Genomic DNA, 17,082 nt, shown 5'->3' with positions numbered 1-17,082 from the left:
CGGCCTGAGGTTTGTCCTTGCCGGGCGGAGTGATGGTCGCCAAGATCTGTATGGATTGAAAGTTCCACGCAGTGCGATGCCGCGCTTGGGTCAAACCGAAACAGACGAACAGGGCTAATGACGTGCGCGCGATGTCCTCATAGCCCTGTCACATAGCGACTCCGCAAGCGATAAACGTCGGGGTTCGGCAGCGACGGTCATTCACTGGCTAAATCTGAACGACTGCAGCCAGTCTGAAGCGGAAAGTGGGCCCGAAGCTTGACGACCGCCGAGAAGCTCCGCCCTATCCCAAGGCAATCATTCTGCTGGTTCAGCGCTCCGTATTAATTTTTATCCGGGTAAAATTTGATTAAAGATTGGCGATCGCGCAGCATTCCATCAACGTTCAGTGGCGTCCTCGCCACCTGTAGCAGCAGCAGCCCCTCGAAAAAGTACGGTCGTGCAGTTCCGAGTTAGCTGAGAAGAGTTCTGAGTTAGCTGAGAACCGACACCCGCCCCTCCCGGGCCTCCCGAAGCCACCTCCTGCCGCATCGGCGACAGAAAGAGCACGGCCGTGCGCTTTCGGGTTTCCTGACTGCGGAACTGGCGCCAGCGGCCGTCCAGCCTTGAAACGTCGTCGATTGCCCTTATGATTAGCACTCGCTGCTGACGAGTGCTAACAGCCCTCGCTTCCAGCTGATGGGCTGCCGGCCTCCGGTCCGGCGCCCGACCACAAACCCGTTTCTTATCCATACATCCAGGAGATGCAATGAAACTTCGTCCTTTGGCCGATCGCGTGATCGTCAAGCGTGTTGACAGCGAAACCAAGACCGCATCGGGCATCGTGATCCCCGACGCAGCCGCCGAGAAGCCCGATCAGGGTGAAGTCCTGGCCGTGGGCCCGGGCAAGCGCAACGACAAGGGCGAACTGGCAGCTCTGACCGTGAAGGTCGGCGACCGCGTCCTGTTCGGCAAGTACAGCGGCCAGACCGTCAAGGTCGGCGGCGACGAGCTGCTCGTCATGAAGGAAGACGACCTGTTCGCGGTCGTCGAGAAGTAATTCAACAGATCCCCATTCGGAGTAATTAGACATGGCAGCAAAAGACGTAGTCTTCGGCGGCGAAGCCCGCGCACGCATGGTCGAGGGTGTGAACATCCTGGCCAACGCAGTCAAGGTGACCCTGGGCCCCAAGGGCCGCAACGTGGTGCTCGAGCGCTCGTTCGGCGCCCCCACCGTCACGAAGGACGGCGTGTCCGTCGCCAAGGAAATCGAACTGAAGGACAAACTCCAGAACATGGGCGCCCAACTCGTGAAGGAAGTGGCCTCCAAGACCAGCGACAACGCCGGTGACGGCACCACCACCGCGACCGTGCTGGCTCAAGCCATCGTTCGCGAAGGCTTCAAGTACGTGGCCGCCGGCATCAACCCGATGGACCTGAAGCGCGGCATCGACAAGGCAGTTGCTGCCCTGGTCGAAGAGCTGAAGAAGGCTTCGAAGCCCACCACCACGTCGAAGGAAATCGCTCAAGTCGGCTCGATCTCGGCCAACAGCGACGAAACCATCGGCAAGATCATCGCCGACGCGATGGACAAGGTCGGCAAGGAAGGCGTGATCACCGTGGAAGACGGCAAGTCGCTGGACAGCGAACTCGACGTCGTCGAAGGCATGCAGTTCGACCGCGGCTACCTGTCGCCCTACTTCATCAACAACCCCGAGAAGCAATCGGCGATCCTGGACAACCCGTTCGTCCTGCTGTTCGACAAGAAGATCAGCAACATCCGTGACCTGCTGCCCACGCTGGAGCAAGTCGCCAAGGCAGGCCGTCCGCTGCTGATCATCGCTGAAGAAGTCGAAGGCGAAGCCCTGGCTACGCTGGTGGTGAACACCATCCGCGGCATCCTGAAGGTCGTGGCCGTCAAGGCTCCCGGCTTCGGCGACCGCCGCAAGGCCATGCTGGAAGACATCGCCATCCTGACGGGCGGCAAGGTCATCGCCGAAGAAGTGGGCCTGACCCTCGAGAAGGTGACCCTGGCCGACCTGGGCCAGGCCAAGCGCATCGAAGTGGGCAAGGAAAACACGATCATCATCGACGGCTCGGGCGCTGCTCCGGACATCGAAGCCCGCGTGAAGCAGATCCGCGTGCAGATCGAGGAAGCCACCAGCGACTACGACCGTGAAAAGCTGCAAGAGCGCGTGGCCAAGCTGGCCGGCGGTGTTGCCGTGATCAAGGTCGGCGCTGCCACCGAAGTCGAAATGAAGGAAAAGAAGGCTCGCGTCGAAGACGCCCTGCACGCCACCCGCGCTGCAGTGGAAGAAGGTGTCGTGGCTGGTGGCGGCGTGGCTCTGCTGCGTGCCAAGCAAGCCGTGGGCGACAAGGTCAAGGGCGACAACGCTGATCAAGACGCCGGCATCAAGCTGGTGCTGAAGGCCATCGAAGCTCCCCTGCGCGAAATCGTGAACAACGCCGGCGGCGAAGCCTCGGTGGTGGTGAACGCGGTTCTGGCCGGCAAGGGCAACTACGGCTTCAATGCCGCCAACGACACGTACGGCGACATGCTCGAGCTGGGCATCCTGGACCCGACGAAGGTCACCCGCACCGCACTGCAGAACGCCGCTTCGGTGTCCTCGCTGCTGCTGACGACCGAAGCCATGGTGGCTGACGCTCCGAAGGACGACGCTCCTGCCGGCGGCGGCATGCCCGACATGGGTGGCATGGGTGGCATGGGCGGCATGGGCATGTAATTGCTCGCCCCCAGGCTGCGCGGCACTTCGTGTCCGCTACGCCTCCCCCCTACCGGGGGCGACACCTGCGGACCGGCAGAGCCGGATCCGCGGTGTCTCGCGAAATGAAAAAAGCCCGGCTTGCGCCGGGCTTTTTTCATGGGCGGTCGTGATTGCTCTGCTACTGGAATTGCGCCTGCACCGCCTTGTAGAGCGCCTGGAAGCGCGTATGCCTCGTCCTGCGGACATCGGCTCCATCGGTCGAGGGAACCAGCTTCTGCTTCACTGCCGGCAGCGTGCACACCTCTGCCACCTCGCCCCCATCCGCCAGCCAGGCCAGCCGCGCCGCGCCCAGCGCCCCACCAGCCTCGCTGCCCGCATAGAGCGTGAGCGGAACCTGGAAGATGTCGGCCAGCAACTGCCCCCACCACACACTGCGCGCGCCGCCGCCGACCAGCGCCATCTCGCGCATCGGCATGTCTTGCGGCAGCCGCAGGGTGTCGAAGCCGTCGCGCAGGCCGAAGCTCACGCCCTCGACCACGGCATAGGCGATCTCCGCCGGCCCGTGCGCATGCGTGAGCCCGAAGAGCACGCCCTGCGCGTTGGGGTTGTTGTGCGGCGAGCGCTCGCCCGACAGGTACGGAAGGAACAGCGGGCAGCGTTCGCGCTGCGACAGCGCAACGCTTGCGGCAGCTTCGAGCAGCGCCGCCTCGTCGGCAAACCTGAAAGTCTTGGCGGCCCAGCTCACCGCGCTGGCGGCCGAGAGCATCACCGACATCTGGTGCCAGCGCTTCGGCAGCGCGTGGCAGAAGGCGTGCATCGCCTGTGCGGGGTTCGGCAGGAAGCGGTCGGTCGACACGAACACCACGCCCGACGTGCCTAGCGACACGAAGCCCTGCCCCGGCTCGACCAGCCCCATGCCGACCGCGCTCGCCGCGTTGTCACCGGCACCGCCGGCGATCTTGACGCCATCGGGCAAGCCCCATCGCCCGGCCAGTTCGGGCTTGAGCTGCGCCGACACCTCGCTGCCCTCGACCAGCCTCGGCATGTGGGCACGCGTCAGCCCCGTGGCAGCGAGCAGCTCGTCGGACCAGTCGCGCGCGCCCACGTCGAGCCACAACGTGCCCGCCGCATCCGACATCTCGCTGACGGCCTCGCCGCTGAGCATGAAGCGCAGCCAGTCCTTCGGCAGCAGCACGCGGGCGACGCGGCTGAAGATCTCGGGCTCGTGCTCGCGCACCCACAGCAGCTTGGGCGCGGTGAAACCCGGCATCGCGAGGTTGCCCGCGATCTCGCCGAGCCTGGGCACGGCGCGCGCGAGCGCTTCGCACTGCGCACCGCTGCGGCCATCGTTCCACAGGATCGCGGGGCGCAGCACCTCGCCCGCTTCGTCGATCAGCGTGGCACCGTGCATCTGGCCCGAAAGGCCGATGGCGCGCACCGCCGCGAGTTCTTCGGGGTGCGACTTGCCGAGCGCACGCATCACTTCTTCGAGCGCCTGCCACCACTGCCGCGGCGCCTGTTCCGACCACAACGGCTGCGGCCGTTCGACCGTGAGCGGCGCGCGGGCCACGCCCACGATGCGATGGTCGTCGGCGAGCAAGAGCGCCTTGAGCTCGGACGTGCCGAGGTCGAGTCCCAGATACAAGATGAGCCCCTTATTTGATTTGTTCAGACTAGCCGTGCTTTCGCGCGGCGGATGTACGAAGAGCTCGCTTTCCTTTCAAGGAACACCGAGGAACCGGCTTTGCCGGGCCTCAGGCGTAGCCCCGGCGAGGAGGTTGGCGAAGCGACGCGGAGTGCGCGCAGCCTGGCGGCGAACCTCATACCCCGAAGCGCGTGTCGGCCTGCTTGCGGAATTCGCTCGGCGTCATGCCCTTGATCTCGAGAAAGCGCCGGTTGAAGTTCGCCACGTTGTTGAAGCCCACCTGGTAGCAGATGTCGGTCACGTAGTGGTCGGTCTGCATCAGCAGGTGGCAGGCGCTGTTGATGCGCACGCGGTTGACGAAGTCGGTGAAGCTGTTGCCGGTGGAGCGCCTGAAGAAACGGCTGAAGCGGCTCTCGCTCATGCCCAGTTCGGCCGCCACGTCCGACATCGAGATCGGCTCGGCCATGTTGTTGGTGATGCGGTTGACGATGCCGTTGATCTGGTCGACCTGCGCGTCGCCGTCGGCGCCCTGCGCGCCCTGCATCTGCACGCTCGACAGCAGCCGGTAATCGGTGCATTGCGCCAGGTCGGCCATGAAGTCGAGGAACAGGCCCAGGCGGCGCACGCCGCGCGCGGCCTTGATGCGGTCCCAGTGCGACTGCGCCTGCTGCGACATGCCGAAGAACTCGATGCCGTGGCGCGCCCGCTCCAGCAGCTGCATCACCTCGCGCAGCTCGGGAATCTGCTGCGCCGCATGCTCGATGGGCTCGTGGCGGAACTGGATCACGCGGTCGCGCCCGGCCGCACCGCCCTCGGGCACGTCGAGCGAGATCCAGTTGTGCGGCAGCCGCGGCCCGCACAGCACCAGGTGCCCCGGCTGGAAGGGCCCGATCCAGTCGCCGATGAAGGCCTTGCCCGATGTCTCGGTGATCAGGTGAAGCTCGTAGTCCTCATGGAAGTGCCATCGCACCAGCGGGCTCGGGAAGCCGTGCGCGAGGCAGCGCACCAGGCCGGTTTCTTCGGGGGCTTCGTAGCCCAGCGAGGGGGACCGCGCGAAGTCGCGCTCCAGTTCGGGCTGGCGCTGGCGGGGAATCGAGCGCTTGCGGGTGGACGTCGTCATGATGGCAGCACGGCTCAGGGCCGGGAAGCAGCAGCAACAGCGGTATTTTGTGCCTTCGCCAGCGCGGCGTGAACCGCCTCCAGCGTCGGTGGATCGGCACCCTCGCGGGTGCAGTTGAGGGCGGCGGCGGTGGCGGCGAAGCCCATCACGCCCTTCCAGTCGTCGTCGGTCAGCGCGTCGAGCTGCCCGGGCTGCTCGATGCCGTGCGAGAGCAGCGCCACCGACAGCCCTGCCGTGAAGGTGTCGCCCGCGCCGATGGTGTCGACCACGGTCACGCGCGGCGCCGCCACGCTCAGCGGCGCATGGCCGGTGCGCCAGAGCGTCGCGCCGTCGCCGCCGCGCGTGACGATCACGGCGCGAGCGCCGGCCTTCAGGCACTGGGCGGCCAGCGCATCGACCGGCTGGCCGGGCGCGAGCAGCGCGGCGTCCTCGTCGCTGAGCTTGACCAGGTCGGCCATGCCGAACCAGCCGTTCACGCGCTCGCGATAGGCAGCCATGTCGGTGATGAGGCTGGGCCGCACGTTCGGGTCGAACACGATCACGCGCTGCCCGCGGTTCGCCGCGACCAGGTCGGCGATGCACGTGGCGGCCGGGTCCTGCAGCAGCGAGATCGAGCCGAAATGCAGGAAGCGGCACTCCGCCGGCAGCTGCGGCAGCGGCTCGGGCGCCCAGGTGGCGTCGGCGCTGCCTTGCGTATAGAAGGCGTAGCGGTTGGTCTGTGGCGTGCGCTCGACGAAGGCCAGCGTCGAAGGCGCGCCGCTGCGCAGGATGAAGCTGGTGTCCACGCCGTTGCGCTGCAGGAAGCCCATCAGCCGCTCGCCGAACAGGTCGGTCGAGAGCTGCGTGAGAAAGCCCGTCGGCTGGCCCAGCCGCGCACAGGCCACGGCCGTGTTGAGCGGCGAACCGCCCTCGTGCCCGAGGAACGCCAGGGTGCCAGCCTCGCTGGCGGTGAAATCGATGAGGGCTTCGCCCGTGAGTGCAATGCGCATGGTGTCTGGATTCTGGCGCGGTCAGGCCGGCAGGTCGCGCGCGTCGGCGAGGAAGCCGCTTTCCGCGGCCAGCGTGGCGGGATGATCGAGCAATTCGGAAAACAGGCGCGGCGGAATGGTGATGGCGCCCACGCCGATCTTCAGCAGCGAAAGATACGCCTCGCGCGAGCGGATGCTCGCCACCAGCAGCCGCGTGCCCGACGCGGGCCGCTGCGCGACCAGCGCCTGCATCTGCGCGATCAGCCCCAGCCCGTCGGCGCCGGAGTCTTCCAGGCGGCCGAGGTAGGGCGCGGCATAGGCGGCGCCCAGCTGCGCCGCGAAGTGGGCCTGCTCGGGCGCGTAAACCGCAGTCCAGGTAACGGGCACACCCTGTTCGATGAGCCGCGCGCCGGCCGCGAAGCCCTGGCGCGTGGCCGGGATCTTCACCACCAGCTGGCCCGGCGCGAAGTGCGCGAGCAGCGCCCGCGCGTCCTCCAGCATGCCGTCGGCGTCCTGCGAATACACCTGCGCCTGCACCTGCCGCGCGCCCAGCTCGATGCAGCGGCGCAGCAGGCCGGGCACGTCGGCGCGGCCGATGCCGGCGCGCCTGAGCAGCGTGGGGTTGGTCGTCACGCCGTGCACCACCGGGTGCGGCAGGCAGGCCTGCAGCTCGGCCATGTCGGCGCTGTCGAGGTACAGGTGGAAGTCTTGGTTCATCGGGTCTTCAGCTCATGACGTTGCCGCCGTCGACATTGAGGGTCTGCGCCGTGATGTAGCGCGCCTCGTCGCTGGCGAGGAACACCGCCGCCCCCGCGATGTCGTCCGGCACGCCCATGCGTCCGAGCGGCACCGCCAGGCCGACCTGCCGCTTCTTCTCTCCGGGCTGCAGTCCTTCGGCCTTGGCGAACAGGCTGTCCACATGGTCCCACATCGGCGTGTCGACCACACCGGGAGCGATGCCGTTGACGCGGATGCCGTGCGGCGCCATGGCCAGCGCGGCGCTCTGGGTGTAGCTGATGACGGCCGCCTTGGTCGCGCAGTAGTGCGACACCAGCGCCTCGCCGCGGCGCCCGGCCTGCGAGGCCATGTTGATGACCGACGCGCCCTGCGTGCCGGCCTCCACCATGTGGCGCAGCACCGCCTGCATCACGAAGAACATGCCCTTCACGTTGACCGCGAACAGCCGGTCGAACGAAGCCTCGTCGCTGTCGAGCAGCGGCGCGAGGTCGAACACCGCCGCGTTGTTGAACAGCGTGTGGACCGGCCCGAAGGCCACCTGCGCCTCGGCCAGCATGTGCGCGATGGCCTGCGTGTCGGTCACGTCGGCCGCGATGTAGGCCAGGCTGTCGGGGTGGCCCTGCTGCAGCGCGCGCACGGCCTCGGGTGCGGCGGGCGCACGGTCGATCACCGTGCAGCGCGCACCTTCGGCGATGCAGGCCGCGGCCACGGCCAGGCCGATGCCGCCGCCCGCGCCGGTCAGCAGCACGTGCCTGCCCTGCAGCCTGCCGCTCATGGCTTGTGCCCCGCGGCCTGCACGAAGCGCGCGACGCGTTCTCCCGCGCGGCGCACGGCATCGATCAGCCGCGCATCGCCCGCGATGTTGCCCCACAGCCCCACGTCGGAACACAGCGCGACCACAGGGTCGGCAGCGTCGCAGATCGCGTGCGCCACGGCCTCGTCCATGCCCTGGTCCTGGTAGGCGTAGGGCAGCGCGCCCTTGTGCCAGCGCTGCAGGAAGGCCAGGAACAGCGCGGGCAGCATCGCCACGCTCTCGATGGGCTGGCCGGCCGCGAGGCGCTCGCGCACCGTCGGCGCGATGAAACCCGGGATCTTCGAGAAGCCGTCCGCCGCCACGCGCTGGTTGGTGTCGCGGATGGCCGGGTTGCCGAAGCGGTCGAGCACCACGTCGCGGTAGGCCGCAAGGTCGATGGGGCTGGGGCTCAGGCAGGGATTGACGTCGTCCGTGACGTAATTGAAGGCCATCTTGCGGATGGCCGCATCGTGCGTGCCTTCGTGGATGAAGCCCAGCCCGATCAGTGTGCCCGCCCAGGCCACGCAGCTGTGAGTGGCGTTGAGGATGCGGATCTTGGCTTCTTCGTACGGCTGCACCGACTCGACCAGCTCCACGCCCACGCGGCCCCAGTCGGGGCGGCCGGCCACGAAGTCGTCTTCGATCACCCACTGGATGAAGCTCTCGCCGGTGATGGCGGCTGCGTCGTCGCGTCCGGTGGCGGCCTTCACGCGCGCGCGCAACTCGGGCGGCGGGCGCGGCGTGATGCGGTCGACCATGGCGTTGGGGCAGCGGGTGTTCGCGTTCACCCAGGCCAACAGGTCGGCATCGCCCGCCAGGCCGATGAACTCCAGCAGGCCGGCGCGGAAGCGGTCGCCGTTGTGGCGCAGGTTGTCGCAGTTCAGCAGCGTCAGCGGGCCCGCGTTCGCGGCCTTGCGCGCACGCAGGATGGCGCAGACGGCGCCGTAGATGGTCACGCCGTCGCCACCCGTCTCGCCGCGCCGTGCGCGCTCCACGTCGGCCGCGAGGTCGCTGAAGGAGAGATCGAGCTTGCCCTTGTCGTCGAGGTAGTAGCCGGCCTCGGTCACGGTGAACGAGACGATGCGCGTCGAAGGCGCCGCGCCGCGCGCGATCACGCCCGCCAGCGAACGCTCCCAGGGCAGCACCTCGCGGATGGCGCCGATCTCTTCGTAGCGGTACTCGCCCGCCGGCGAGACGGTTTCGAGCGTGTAGCGCCCGCCCTGGGCTTCGAGCGCCGCGACGACCTCGGCCATGTCCGGCCGGATGTTGGCGCCCGAGAGCGACCAGCGGGTGTCGCCCGCGTCGATCAGCCGCTGCAGGTACACGGCCTGGTGGGCGCGGTGGAACGAGCCCAGGCCGAGATGGAGCACCGTGAACTCGGAAAGAGCCGGTGGAGTTTGCGCAATGGTCACGAGAAGGTCCGTTGAAAAGACGGTGGACAGGAGTAGATGGGTCAGGTCACGCGGCGACCGAGCGGCCCTCGCGGTTGAAGAGATGCAGCACCGACGGATCGAGCTCCACGGCCACGTCGTCGCCGGCCTGCAGCGGCGTGCGGTCGTTCTGCCGCGCGATCAGCGGCACGCCGCCCACGTCGACGTGGATGAGCGTGTCGGCACCCAGCGCCTCGACCAGCTCGACGCGGCCCAGCACGTCGGACACTGGCGCACCCTGCTTCGGATGCACGCGCAACCCCTCGGGGCGCACGCCCAGGAAGCCGTCTGCCGGCAGGCGCCCGCCGGTGGCTGCGGAAAAGGAAGGAATGGCGTTCGCCGCCACCATGTTCATCGACGGCATGCCGATGAACTGCGCCACGAACTGGTTGGCCGGGCGGTCGTACAGCTCCAGCGGCGTGCCGACCTGCTCGATCAGCCCGTCCTTCAGCACCACCACGCGGTCGGCCAGCGTCATGGCCTCGACCTGGTCGTGCGTCACGTAGATGGTGGTCGCGCCCAGCGCGCGGTGCAGCTTGTGGATCTCCACGCGCGTGTTGCCGCGCAGTGCGGCGTCGAGGTTCGAAAGCGGCTCGTCGAACAGGAACACCTTCGGCGCCCGCACGATGGCGCGGCCGATGGCCACGCGCTGGCGCTGCCCGCCGGAGAGGTCCTTGGGCGTGCGGTCGAGGTACTGCGTGAGGTTCAGCGTCTTCGCCGCGTACTCCACCTTCGTCTTGATCTCGCTCTTGGAGACGCCCGCCAGCTTGAGCGCGAAGGACATGTTGTCGTACACGCTCATGTGCGGATAGAGCGCGTAGCTCTGGAACACCATCGCGAGGTCGCGCTTGCCCGAGGGTGCCCAGGTGATGTCCTTGCCGTCCAGCAGCAGGTTGCCGCTGGTGATCGGCTCCAGCCCCGCGATCAGCCGCAGCAGCGTCGACTTGCCGCACCCCGAGGGCCCGACGAAGACGATGAACTCGCCCTTCTGGATCTGCAGGTCGACGCCCTTGATGATGTTGACTTCACCAAAGCTCTTCTTGATGTTCTTGAGTTCGAGGTAGGCCATTCACGACTCCTTGATGTTTTGCCAGCAGGCGAGCGATGCGCCGACGTTGTTCGCAAGCGCGCGGCGCCCCCTCGAGGGGGTTGGCGAAGCGACACGCAGTGCGCGAAGACTGGGGGTGTTCATTTCACGGCGCCGAAGGTCAGGCCCTGGACTAGTTGTTTCTGGCTGAACCAGCCGAACACCACGATGGGCGCGATGGCCATCAGCGAGGCGGCCGACAGCTTGGCCCAGAACAGGCCCTCGGGGCTGGAGTAGGAGGCGATGAGCGTGGCCAGCGTGCCGGCCTTGGCCGAGCTGAGGTTGAGCGCCCAGAAGGCCTCGTTCCAGCTCAGCACCAGGCACAGCAGGCCGGTGGATGCGAGCCCGCCCACCGACAGCGGCATCACCACATGGCGGAACTCGGTCCAGAGGCTGGCGCCGTCCATGCGCGCGGCCTCCAGGATCTCGGGCGGGATGTCCTTGAAGGCGCTGTAGAGCATCCACACCATGATCGGCAGGTTCGACAGCGTGAACACGATGGTCAGCGCGGTGAGCGAATCCAAGAGGCCCGCGGTCTGCGCGATCACGTAGATCGGCACCAGCGCGCCCACGGCCGGCATCATCTTGGTGGAGAGCATCCACATCAGGATGTCGCGCGTCTTCTTCGTGCGGAAGAAGGCCATCGAGTACGCGGCCGGCGCCGCGATCAGCAGGCCCAGGATGGTCGAGCCGAGACTCGTGATGAGCGAGTTGCGCGCGTACAGCAGGTAGTCGCTGCGGCGCTGCACCTCGCCGAAGTTGTCGAGCGTGGGCTCGAAAATGAAGAGCGGCGGTACATGGATCGCCTGCAGCTCCGTCTTGAAGGCCGTGAGGAACAGCCAGCCGAGCGGAAAGAACAGCAGCAGCGCGACGGCCCACGCGCCGACGGTGCGCAGCAGCTGTGGCAGGAAGTTGCTGGGAGCTTGTGTCTGTTGCATGGTGTGCGCCCCCTCAGTCGAGGTTCTTGCCGATGATGCGGATCAGGAACACGGCCACGATGTTGGCCAGCACCACCGCGAAGAGCGCACCCGCCGAAGCCACGCCCACGTCGAAGTTCATGAGCGACTGCTTGAAGATCATGTAGGTCATGTTCGTGCTCTCGTTGCCCGGGCCGCCGTTGGTGGTGATGGCGATCTCGGCGAACACGCTGAGCAGGAAGATCATCTCGATCATGATCACCACCGCCATGGGGCGCGCGAGGTGCGGGATGGTGAGATAGAAGAAGCGCTGGACGGCGCTCGCGCCGTCCATGCGCGCGGCCTCCATCTGCTCGCGGTCGAGCGACTGCAGCGAGGTGATGAAGATCAGGCAGGCAAAAGGCAGCCACTGCCAGGCCACCATGATGATCACCGACAGCAGCGGCACGTCGGTGAGCCAGTCGACAGGCTCGGCGCCGAAGGCGCGCCACACGTCGGCCAGGATGCCGTAGATGGGGTTCATCATCATGTGCTTCCACAGCAGCGCGTTGACAGCGGGCATGACGAAGAAGGGCGAGATCAGCAGCACCCGCACGATGCCGCGCCCCGGGAAGGGCTCGTTCACCAGCAGCGCGAGCAGCACGCCCAGCACCACCGTGATGACGATCACGCTGCCGATCAGCAGCAGCGTGTTCCACGTGGCCGGCCAGAAGTCGGGGTCGGTGATGAAGTAGTGAAAGTTCTCGATGCCCGCGAAGGTGCGCTCGCCGGGCTGCATGAGGTTGTAGTTCACGAACGAGAAGTACAACGTCATCACCAGCGGCACGATCATCCAGAGGAAGAGCGTGAGCACGGCGGGCGCCATGAGGGCGCGTGGCAGGAGTCTTTTCATTTTTCGAGTCCCTGGGAGTTAGGTCAGGACTGCCGCGGATCCGGCTTTGCCGGTCCGCTGGCAGTGCCCCCTGCAAGGGGGTTGGCGTAGCGACACGAAGTGCGCGAAGCCTGGGGGTTTACTTGTAATACCCCGCCTTCTTCATCTCGCGCTCCGCCGCCGTCTGCGAAGTCTTCAGCGCCTGGTCGACCGTGACCTTGCCCGACAGCGCCGCGCTCATCTGCTGCCCCACCGCCACGCCGATCGCCTGGAACTCCGGAATGGCCGCGTACTGCACCCCCACGTACGGCGACTTCGGCAGCGTGCTGTCCGTCAGGTTCGCGCTGTCGATCGCCTTCTTCTCGGCCGCGGCGAACTTGGCGACCTTCTGGAACTCGGGGTTCGCATACGTCGACTTGCGCGTGCCGGTCGGCACCGAGGCCCAGCCGGTTTCCTTGGCCACGAGGGCGATGTAGTCCTTCGACGTGGCCCACTTGATGAACTTCTGCGCCGCCTCGTCCTTGGTCGAGCTGGCCGGGATGGCGAGGTTCCACGACCACAGCCAGTTGGCGCCCTTGGGCGTGGCGGCGGTGGGCGCCTGCGCGAAGGCCACCTTGTCGGCCACCTTCGACTGCTTCGGGTCGCTGATGAAAGAGGCCGCGATGGTCGCGTCCACCCAGGCCGCGCACTTGCCTTCGTTGAAGAGCGCGAGGTTCTCGTTGAAACTGTTGGCCGAGGCGCCCGGAGGGCCGTCCTTCTTCATCAGGTCGACGTAGAAGGTGATCGCGTCCTTCCAGGGCTTGGTGTCGATCTGCGGCTTCCACTGCATGTCGAACCACTGGCCGCCGTTGGTGTTGACCAGCGTGGTCAGGAAGGCCATGTTGTCGCCCCAGCCCGGCTTGCCGCGCAGGCACATGCCGTACACGCCCGCCTTCGGATCGTTGGCCTTGTCGGCGAACTCCTTCACCTGCGCCCAGGTGGGCTGCTCGGGGAACTTCACGCCCACCTTGTCGGCCAGGTCCTTGCGGTACATGAGCATGGAGCTCTCGCCGTAGAAGGGCGCTGCGTAGAGCTTGCCCTCGTTCGACAGGCCGTCGCGGATGGCGGGCAGCAGGTCGTCCACGTCGTAGGCGGCGTCGGTGGCGATGGGCTTGAGCCAGCCTTTCTTCGACCAGATCGGCGTCTCGTACAGGCCGATGGTCATCACGTCGAACTGGCCGCCCTTGGTGGCGATGTCGGTGGTCACGCGCTGGCGCAGCGTGCCTTCTTCCAGCGTGACCCACTTGAGCTTGATGTCGGGGTTGGCCTTCTCGAAGAAGGGGGTGAGCTTCTGCATCTCGATCATGTGGCCGTTGTTCACGGTCGCGATCACGAGCTCGGTGGCGGCCTGCGAGACGACGCCCGTACCGATGAGTGCGAGGACGAGGCCCGCTTTCAGAAAACGCTTCATATTTGTCTCCTAGAGGTGAGCGACGCCCTGTTCCTGTCGGGTCGCCGTGCCGCGAATTCTGGAGAAGCACGCCTTCGGTTTTGGTACTGCCGCCGCCATCACCAGTACTTTCATGCACCAGTTGGCTAGTGAATTCCCTAGTTAACGCAATACAGCATGGAAAACAGCAGCACAAAGGCTTCAGGCTCCGCCCAGCAGCTGGCGCCGCAGCTGCGCCGCCGCGGGCGACAGCGCCCGGTCGGTGCGGGTGATCAGGCAGATCGGCGGCACGCGCACCGGCAGCTCCACCGGCACCACGCGCAGCACGCCGAGACGGGCGTAGTGGCCGGCCTGCGAGGCGGGCATCACGGCCGCCATGTCGGAGTTCTCCAGCAAGGCGGTGATGGCGATGGGCGATGCCGTTTCGATGATGTCCAGCCGCTCCCGTATGCCCGCCTCGCGCATCGCCGCCTCGAAGCGCCCGCGCTGCGGCGAGCCCGGCGGCTGCAGCACCCAAGACCAGCCCGCCATCTCGGCCAGCGTGACGTTGCCGCGCTCGAACACCGGGTGGGCCGCGCGCACCACCACCACCTGCGACTCGCCCAGGAGCGGCACGCTCGCGTACTTCGCCTCGTCGTGGCCGTCGGTGAGGCGGCCCAGCACGAAATCGACGTCGCCCTGCTCCAGCTGCGCCTGGATCACGTCGCTGGTCTCGACGACGATCGACACCGCCACCTGCGGGTGCCGGCGGTGGTATTCCACCAGCGCCGGCGCCAGCAGCTGCGGCACCGCGCCCGGCACGCTGCCCACGCGCAGTGCGCCGCTGAGGCCCGAGCGCAGGGCCAGCATCTCCTCGCGGGCGGTGCCGAAATCGCTGAGCACGCGGCGGGCGTAGCGGATCAGGATCTCGCCGTAGGGCGTGGGCTCCATGCCGCGCGCCAGGCGCTCGAAGAGCTTTTCGCCGAGCGAATCCTCCAGCTGCTGCAGCAGCTTGGTGGCCGCCGGCTGGCTGATATTCATAGCTTCGGCCGCCCGGCCGAGGTGGCGATGGGTGTCGAGCCGGGCCAGCAGGAGCAGCTGGCGCGGCCGCACGAGGAGCATCAGCGAGGCGTCGGAGGGGCCTTGGGTCATGCACAAAAGTATATGGATCCGCAGGCTTTTTCGATTGGATCGCGCGGACGATGCTCCGTACGCTAGCCCCACTACAAGCAGGAGACAGACCCGATGAAGCCCTCTTTTCTCGCCCGCGCGGCAGGGTTGGCGGCCACCATGCTGCTCACGGCGGCGCCAGCCGGCGCACAGCAGCCGGCCTATCCCGACAAGCCGATGCGCATCATGGTCGGCGCCTCCCCCGGCGGCGGCACCGACATCCTGGCGCGCGTGCTGGCCGACAAGTTCTCGCCCGCGCTCAAGCAGCCCGTGGTGGTCGAGAACCGGCCGGGCGCCTCCAACACCATCGCGGGCGAGCTCACGGCCCGAGCGCCGGCAGATGGCGCCACGCTGCTGCTGGCCACCAACACGGCACAGGCGGTGGCACCGCACATCCTCAAGCTCAAGTACGACCCGCTGAAAGACCTGCAGCCCGTGGGCCTGGTCGCCGTGATGCCCAACGTGCTGGTCGTGTCCGCCAATTCGCCCTACAGGTCGGTGAAGGACCTGGTGGCGGCCATGGCCGCGAAGCCCGGCGGCTTCAAGTACGCCTCTTCCGGCATCGGCAGCACGCAGCACGTGGGCGGCGAGGCCTTCAACCTGGCGACGGGAATGAAGTCGATCCACGTGCCCTACAAGGGCAGCTCGCAGGCGCACGTCGACATCATCGCGGGCGAGGTCGACATGATGTTCGACAGCACCTCCTCGGCCATGGGCCAGATCAAGGCCGGCAAGTTCCGCGCACTCGCAGTGAGCGCGCCGCAGCGCTCGCCCGAGCTGCCCGACGTGCCCACGCTGGCCGAGCAGGGCATCAAGGGCGCCGACGTGTCCACCTGGTATGGCCTCTACGTCACGGCCGGCACGCCGCGCCCCGCGGTGGAGCGGCTGAGCGCCGAGCTCTCGCGCACCTTGAAGCTGGCCGACGTGCAGGCGCGCATCAAGGCGCTGGGCGGCGAGCCCGGTGGCCTGACCGGCGAACCCTTCGCGGCGATGAACCGGCAGGAGTTCGACCACTACGGCCAGCTCGTGCGCGACGCCAACATCAAGGCCGAATGAGGCGGCCGGCTCCTTCTCCTGATTCCTTCTCTTTTCTCCCTGCCCTTCAACCGTATCCGACCGACACCATGTCTCTTCCCTCCCCCAAGACTTCAGGCACGACTTCCGCCAAGCCGCGCATCGCCGTGCTGCTCGGCGACCCGAGCGGCATCGGCCCCGAGATGGCGGTGAAGCTGCTCGCGCGGCAGCGCAATCTCGGCGCCGCGCGCGTGCTGCTGATCGCCGACCCGGTCGTGCTCGCGTCCGGCGAGCGCATCGCGGGCGAAAAGCTGAACCCGCTGCGGGTCGACAGCCTCGATGCAGTGCGCTTCGAGGACGGGCGCCCCACCCTCCTCGCCATGGACTGGATGGAGGGTCGCGAGCCGGTGCTCGGCGAGTCGAACGAACGCTCGGGCCTGGCCTCGTTCGAGGCGCTGGAACTGGCCACGCTGGCGGTTCGGCGCGAACAGGCCGAAGGCATCCTCTTCGCGCCGCTCAACAAGCATTCGCTGCGCCTGGGCGGCCTGGTGCACGAGGACGAGCTGCGCTACATGCAGGAGCGCTTCGCGGTGGAAGGCTTCGTCTGCGAGTTCAACCTCACGGGCTCGCTGTGGACATCGCGCGTGACCTCGCACATCCCGCTGAAGGACGTGGCCAGCCACATCACGGTGCAGGGCGTGAGCGACGCGGTGAAGATCATCGCCAGCGCCTTGCGGCGCGCGGGCGTGGCGCATCCGCGCATCGCGGTGACCGGGCTCAACCCGCACGCGGGCGACGGCGGCTCCATCGGCATGGAGGAGATCGAGATCATCGCGCCCGCCATCGAGCAACTGCGCGCCGAGGGCCTCGATGCGCGCGGCCCCTTCTCGCCCGACACGGTGTTCATCGGTGCGCGGCGCGGCGACGTGGATGCTGTGGTGTCGATGTACCACGACCAGGGCCAGATCGCGATGAAGCTCATGGGCTTCGAGCAGGGCGTGACGCTGCACGGCGGCCTGCCGGTGCCGGTGGCCACCTCGGCCAGCGGCAGCGCATTCGACATCGCGGGCAAGGGCATCGCGAAGATCGAGGGGCTGCAGCAGGCATTCGACCTGTGCGTGCGCATGGCCAGCGGCGCGCCCGTGCGCGAGCAGGCACAGGCGGTGGCGGCCTGACGCATCGCACGAAGCAAGGCAAAAAGAAAAGGGCCGCTTGC

General features: G+C 67.3%; 15 protein-coding genes. 4 read left to right on the top strand and 11 right to left on the bottom strand.

The window, feature by feature from the left end:
• Positions 1–748 precede the first annotated feature (748 nt).
• Both EJP67_RS17265 and groL read left to right on the top strand, forming a co-directional pair.
• Complete coding sequence (locus EJP67_RS17265; RefSeq protein ID WP_007835162.1) at positions 749–1,039, top strand: co-chaperone GroES; 291 nt, start codon at positions 749–751, stop codon at positions 1,037–1,039.
• A 31-nt stretch (positions 1,040–1,070) separates the two neighbouring features.
• Positions 1,071–2,723, top strand: a complete 1,653-nt coding sequence (gene groL / locus EJP67_RS17260; protein ID WP_126022952.1) for a chaperonin GroEL — start codon at positions 1,071–1,073, stop codon at positions 2,721–2,723.
• A gap of 160 nt (positions 2,724–2,883) precedes the next feature.
• On the opposite strand, the gene xylB is transcribed toward groL, so the two are convergent.
• The 11 genes from xylB to EJP67_RS17205 form a co-directional block, all read right to left on the bottom strand.
• Positions 2,884–4,350, bottom strand: a complete 1,467-nt coding sequence (xylB, locus tag EJP67_RS17255) for a xylulokinase (RefSeq protein ID WP_126022951.1) — start codon at positions 4,348–4,350, stop codon at positions 2,884–2,886.
• Positions 4,351–4,525: 175 nt separating this feature from the next.
• Positions 4,526–5,470, bottom strand: coding sequence for an AraC family transcriptional regulator (locus EJP67_RS17250; protein ID WP_019654461.1), 945 nt, complete (start codon positions 5,468–5,470; stop codon positions 4,526–4,528).
• Positions 5,471–5,484: 14 nt separating this feature from the next.
• On the bottom strand, positions 5,485–6,459 hold the full coding sequence (locus tag EJP67_RS17245; protein ID WP_126022950.1) for a carbohydrate kinase family protein: 975 nt from the start codon (positions 6,457–6,459) through the stop codon (positions 5,485–5,487).
• Between the two features lie 21 nt (positions 6,460–6,480).
• Positions 6,481–7,155, bottom strand: coding sequence for a transaldolase family protein (locus tag EJP67_RS17240; RefSeq protein WP_126022949.1), 675 nt, complete (start codon positions 7,153–7,155; stop codon positions 6,481–6,483).
• Between the two features lie 7 nt (positions 7,156–7,162).
• Entirely contained in the window at positions 7,163–7,951 is a 789-nt protein-coding gene (locus tag EJP67_RS17235) for an L-iditol 2-dehydrogenase (protein WP_126022948.1), read from the bottom strand.
• Positions 7,948–9,339: a D-arabinitol 4-dehydrogenase gene (dalD, locus tag EJP67_RS17230; RefSeq protein ID WP_126023240.1), complete on the bottom strand. Its 1,392-nt coding sequence runs from the start codon at positions 9,337–9,339 to the stop codon at positions 7,948–7,950. Before dalD ends, EJP67_RS17235 begins: the two co-directional genes overlap by 4 nt.
• An 88-nt stretch (positions 9,340–9,427) precedes the next feature.
• On the bottom strand, positions 9,428–10,468 hold the full coding sequence (locus tag EJP67_RS17225) for an ABC transporter ATP-binding protein (protein WP_126022947.1): 1,041 nt from the start codon (positions 10,466–10,468) through the stop codon (positions 9,428–9,430).
• 119 nt (positions 10,469–10,587) lie between these two features.
• Entirely contained in the window at positions 10,588–11,424 is an 837-nt protein-coding gene (locus EJP67_RS17220; protein WP_126022946.1) for a carbohydrate ABC transporter permease, read from the bottom strand.
• 13 nt (positions 11,425–11,437) lie between these two features.
• On the bottom strand, positions 11,438–12,295 hold the full coding sequence (locus tag EJP67_RS17215; protein ID WP_126022945.1) for a carbohydrate ABC transporter permease: 858 nt from the start codon (positions 12,293–12,295) through the stop codon (positions 11,438–11,440).
• A 118-nt stretch (positions 12,296–12,413) separates the two neighbouring features.
• On the bottom strand, positions 12,414–13,724 hold the full coding sequence (locus EJP67_RS17210; protein ID WP_019654469.1) for an ABC transporter substrate-binding protein: 1,311 nt from the start codon (positions 13,722–13,724) through the stop codon (positions 12,414–12,416).
• Positions 13,725–13,904: 180 nt separating this feature from the next.
• On the bottom strand, positions 13,905–14,834 hold the full coding sequence (locus EJP67_RS17205; RefSeq protein WP_206169516.1) for a LysR family transcriptional regulator: 930 nt from the start codon (positions 14,832–14,834) through the stop codon (positions 13,905–13,907).
• Positions 14,835–14,927: 93 nt separating this feature from the next.
• Between EJP67_RS17205 and EJP67_RS17200 the strand changes: the two genes are divergently transcribed.
• Both EJP67_RS17200 and EJP67_RS17195 read left to right on the top strand, forming a co-directional pair.
• On the top strand, positions 14,928–15,908 hold the full coding sequence (locus EJP67_RS17200) for a Bug family tripartite tricarboxylate transporter substrate binding protein (protein WP_126022944.1): 981 nt from the start codon (positions 14,928–14,930) through the stop codon (positions 15,906–15,908).
• Between the two features lie 68 nt (positions 15,909–15,976).
• A complete protein-coding gene (locus EJP67_RS17195; RefSeq protein ID WP_126022943.1) occupies positions 15,977–17,041 on the top strand; it encodes a PdxA family dehydrogenase in 1,065 nt (354 codons plus the stop codon).
• Positions 17,042–17,082: the final 41 nt, after the last annotated feature.

Origin of the sequence: Variovorax guangxiensis (assembly GCF_003952165.1) — a bacterium.
GTDB lineage: Bacteria > Pseudomonadota > Gammaproteobacteria > Burkholderiales > Burkholderiaceae_C > Variovorax > Variovorax guangxiensis.
This window is presented reverse-complemented; position numbering and strand designations above follow the sequence as displayed.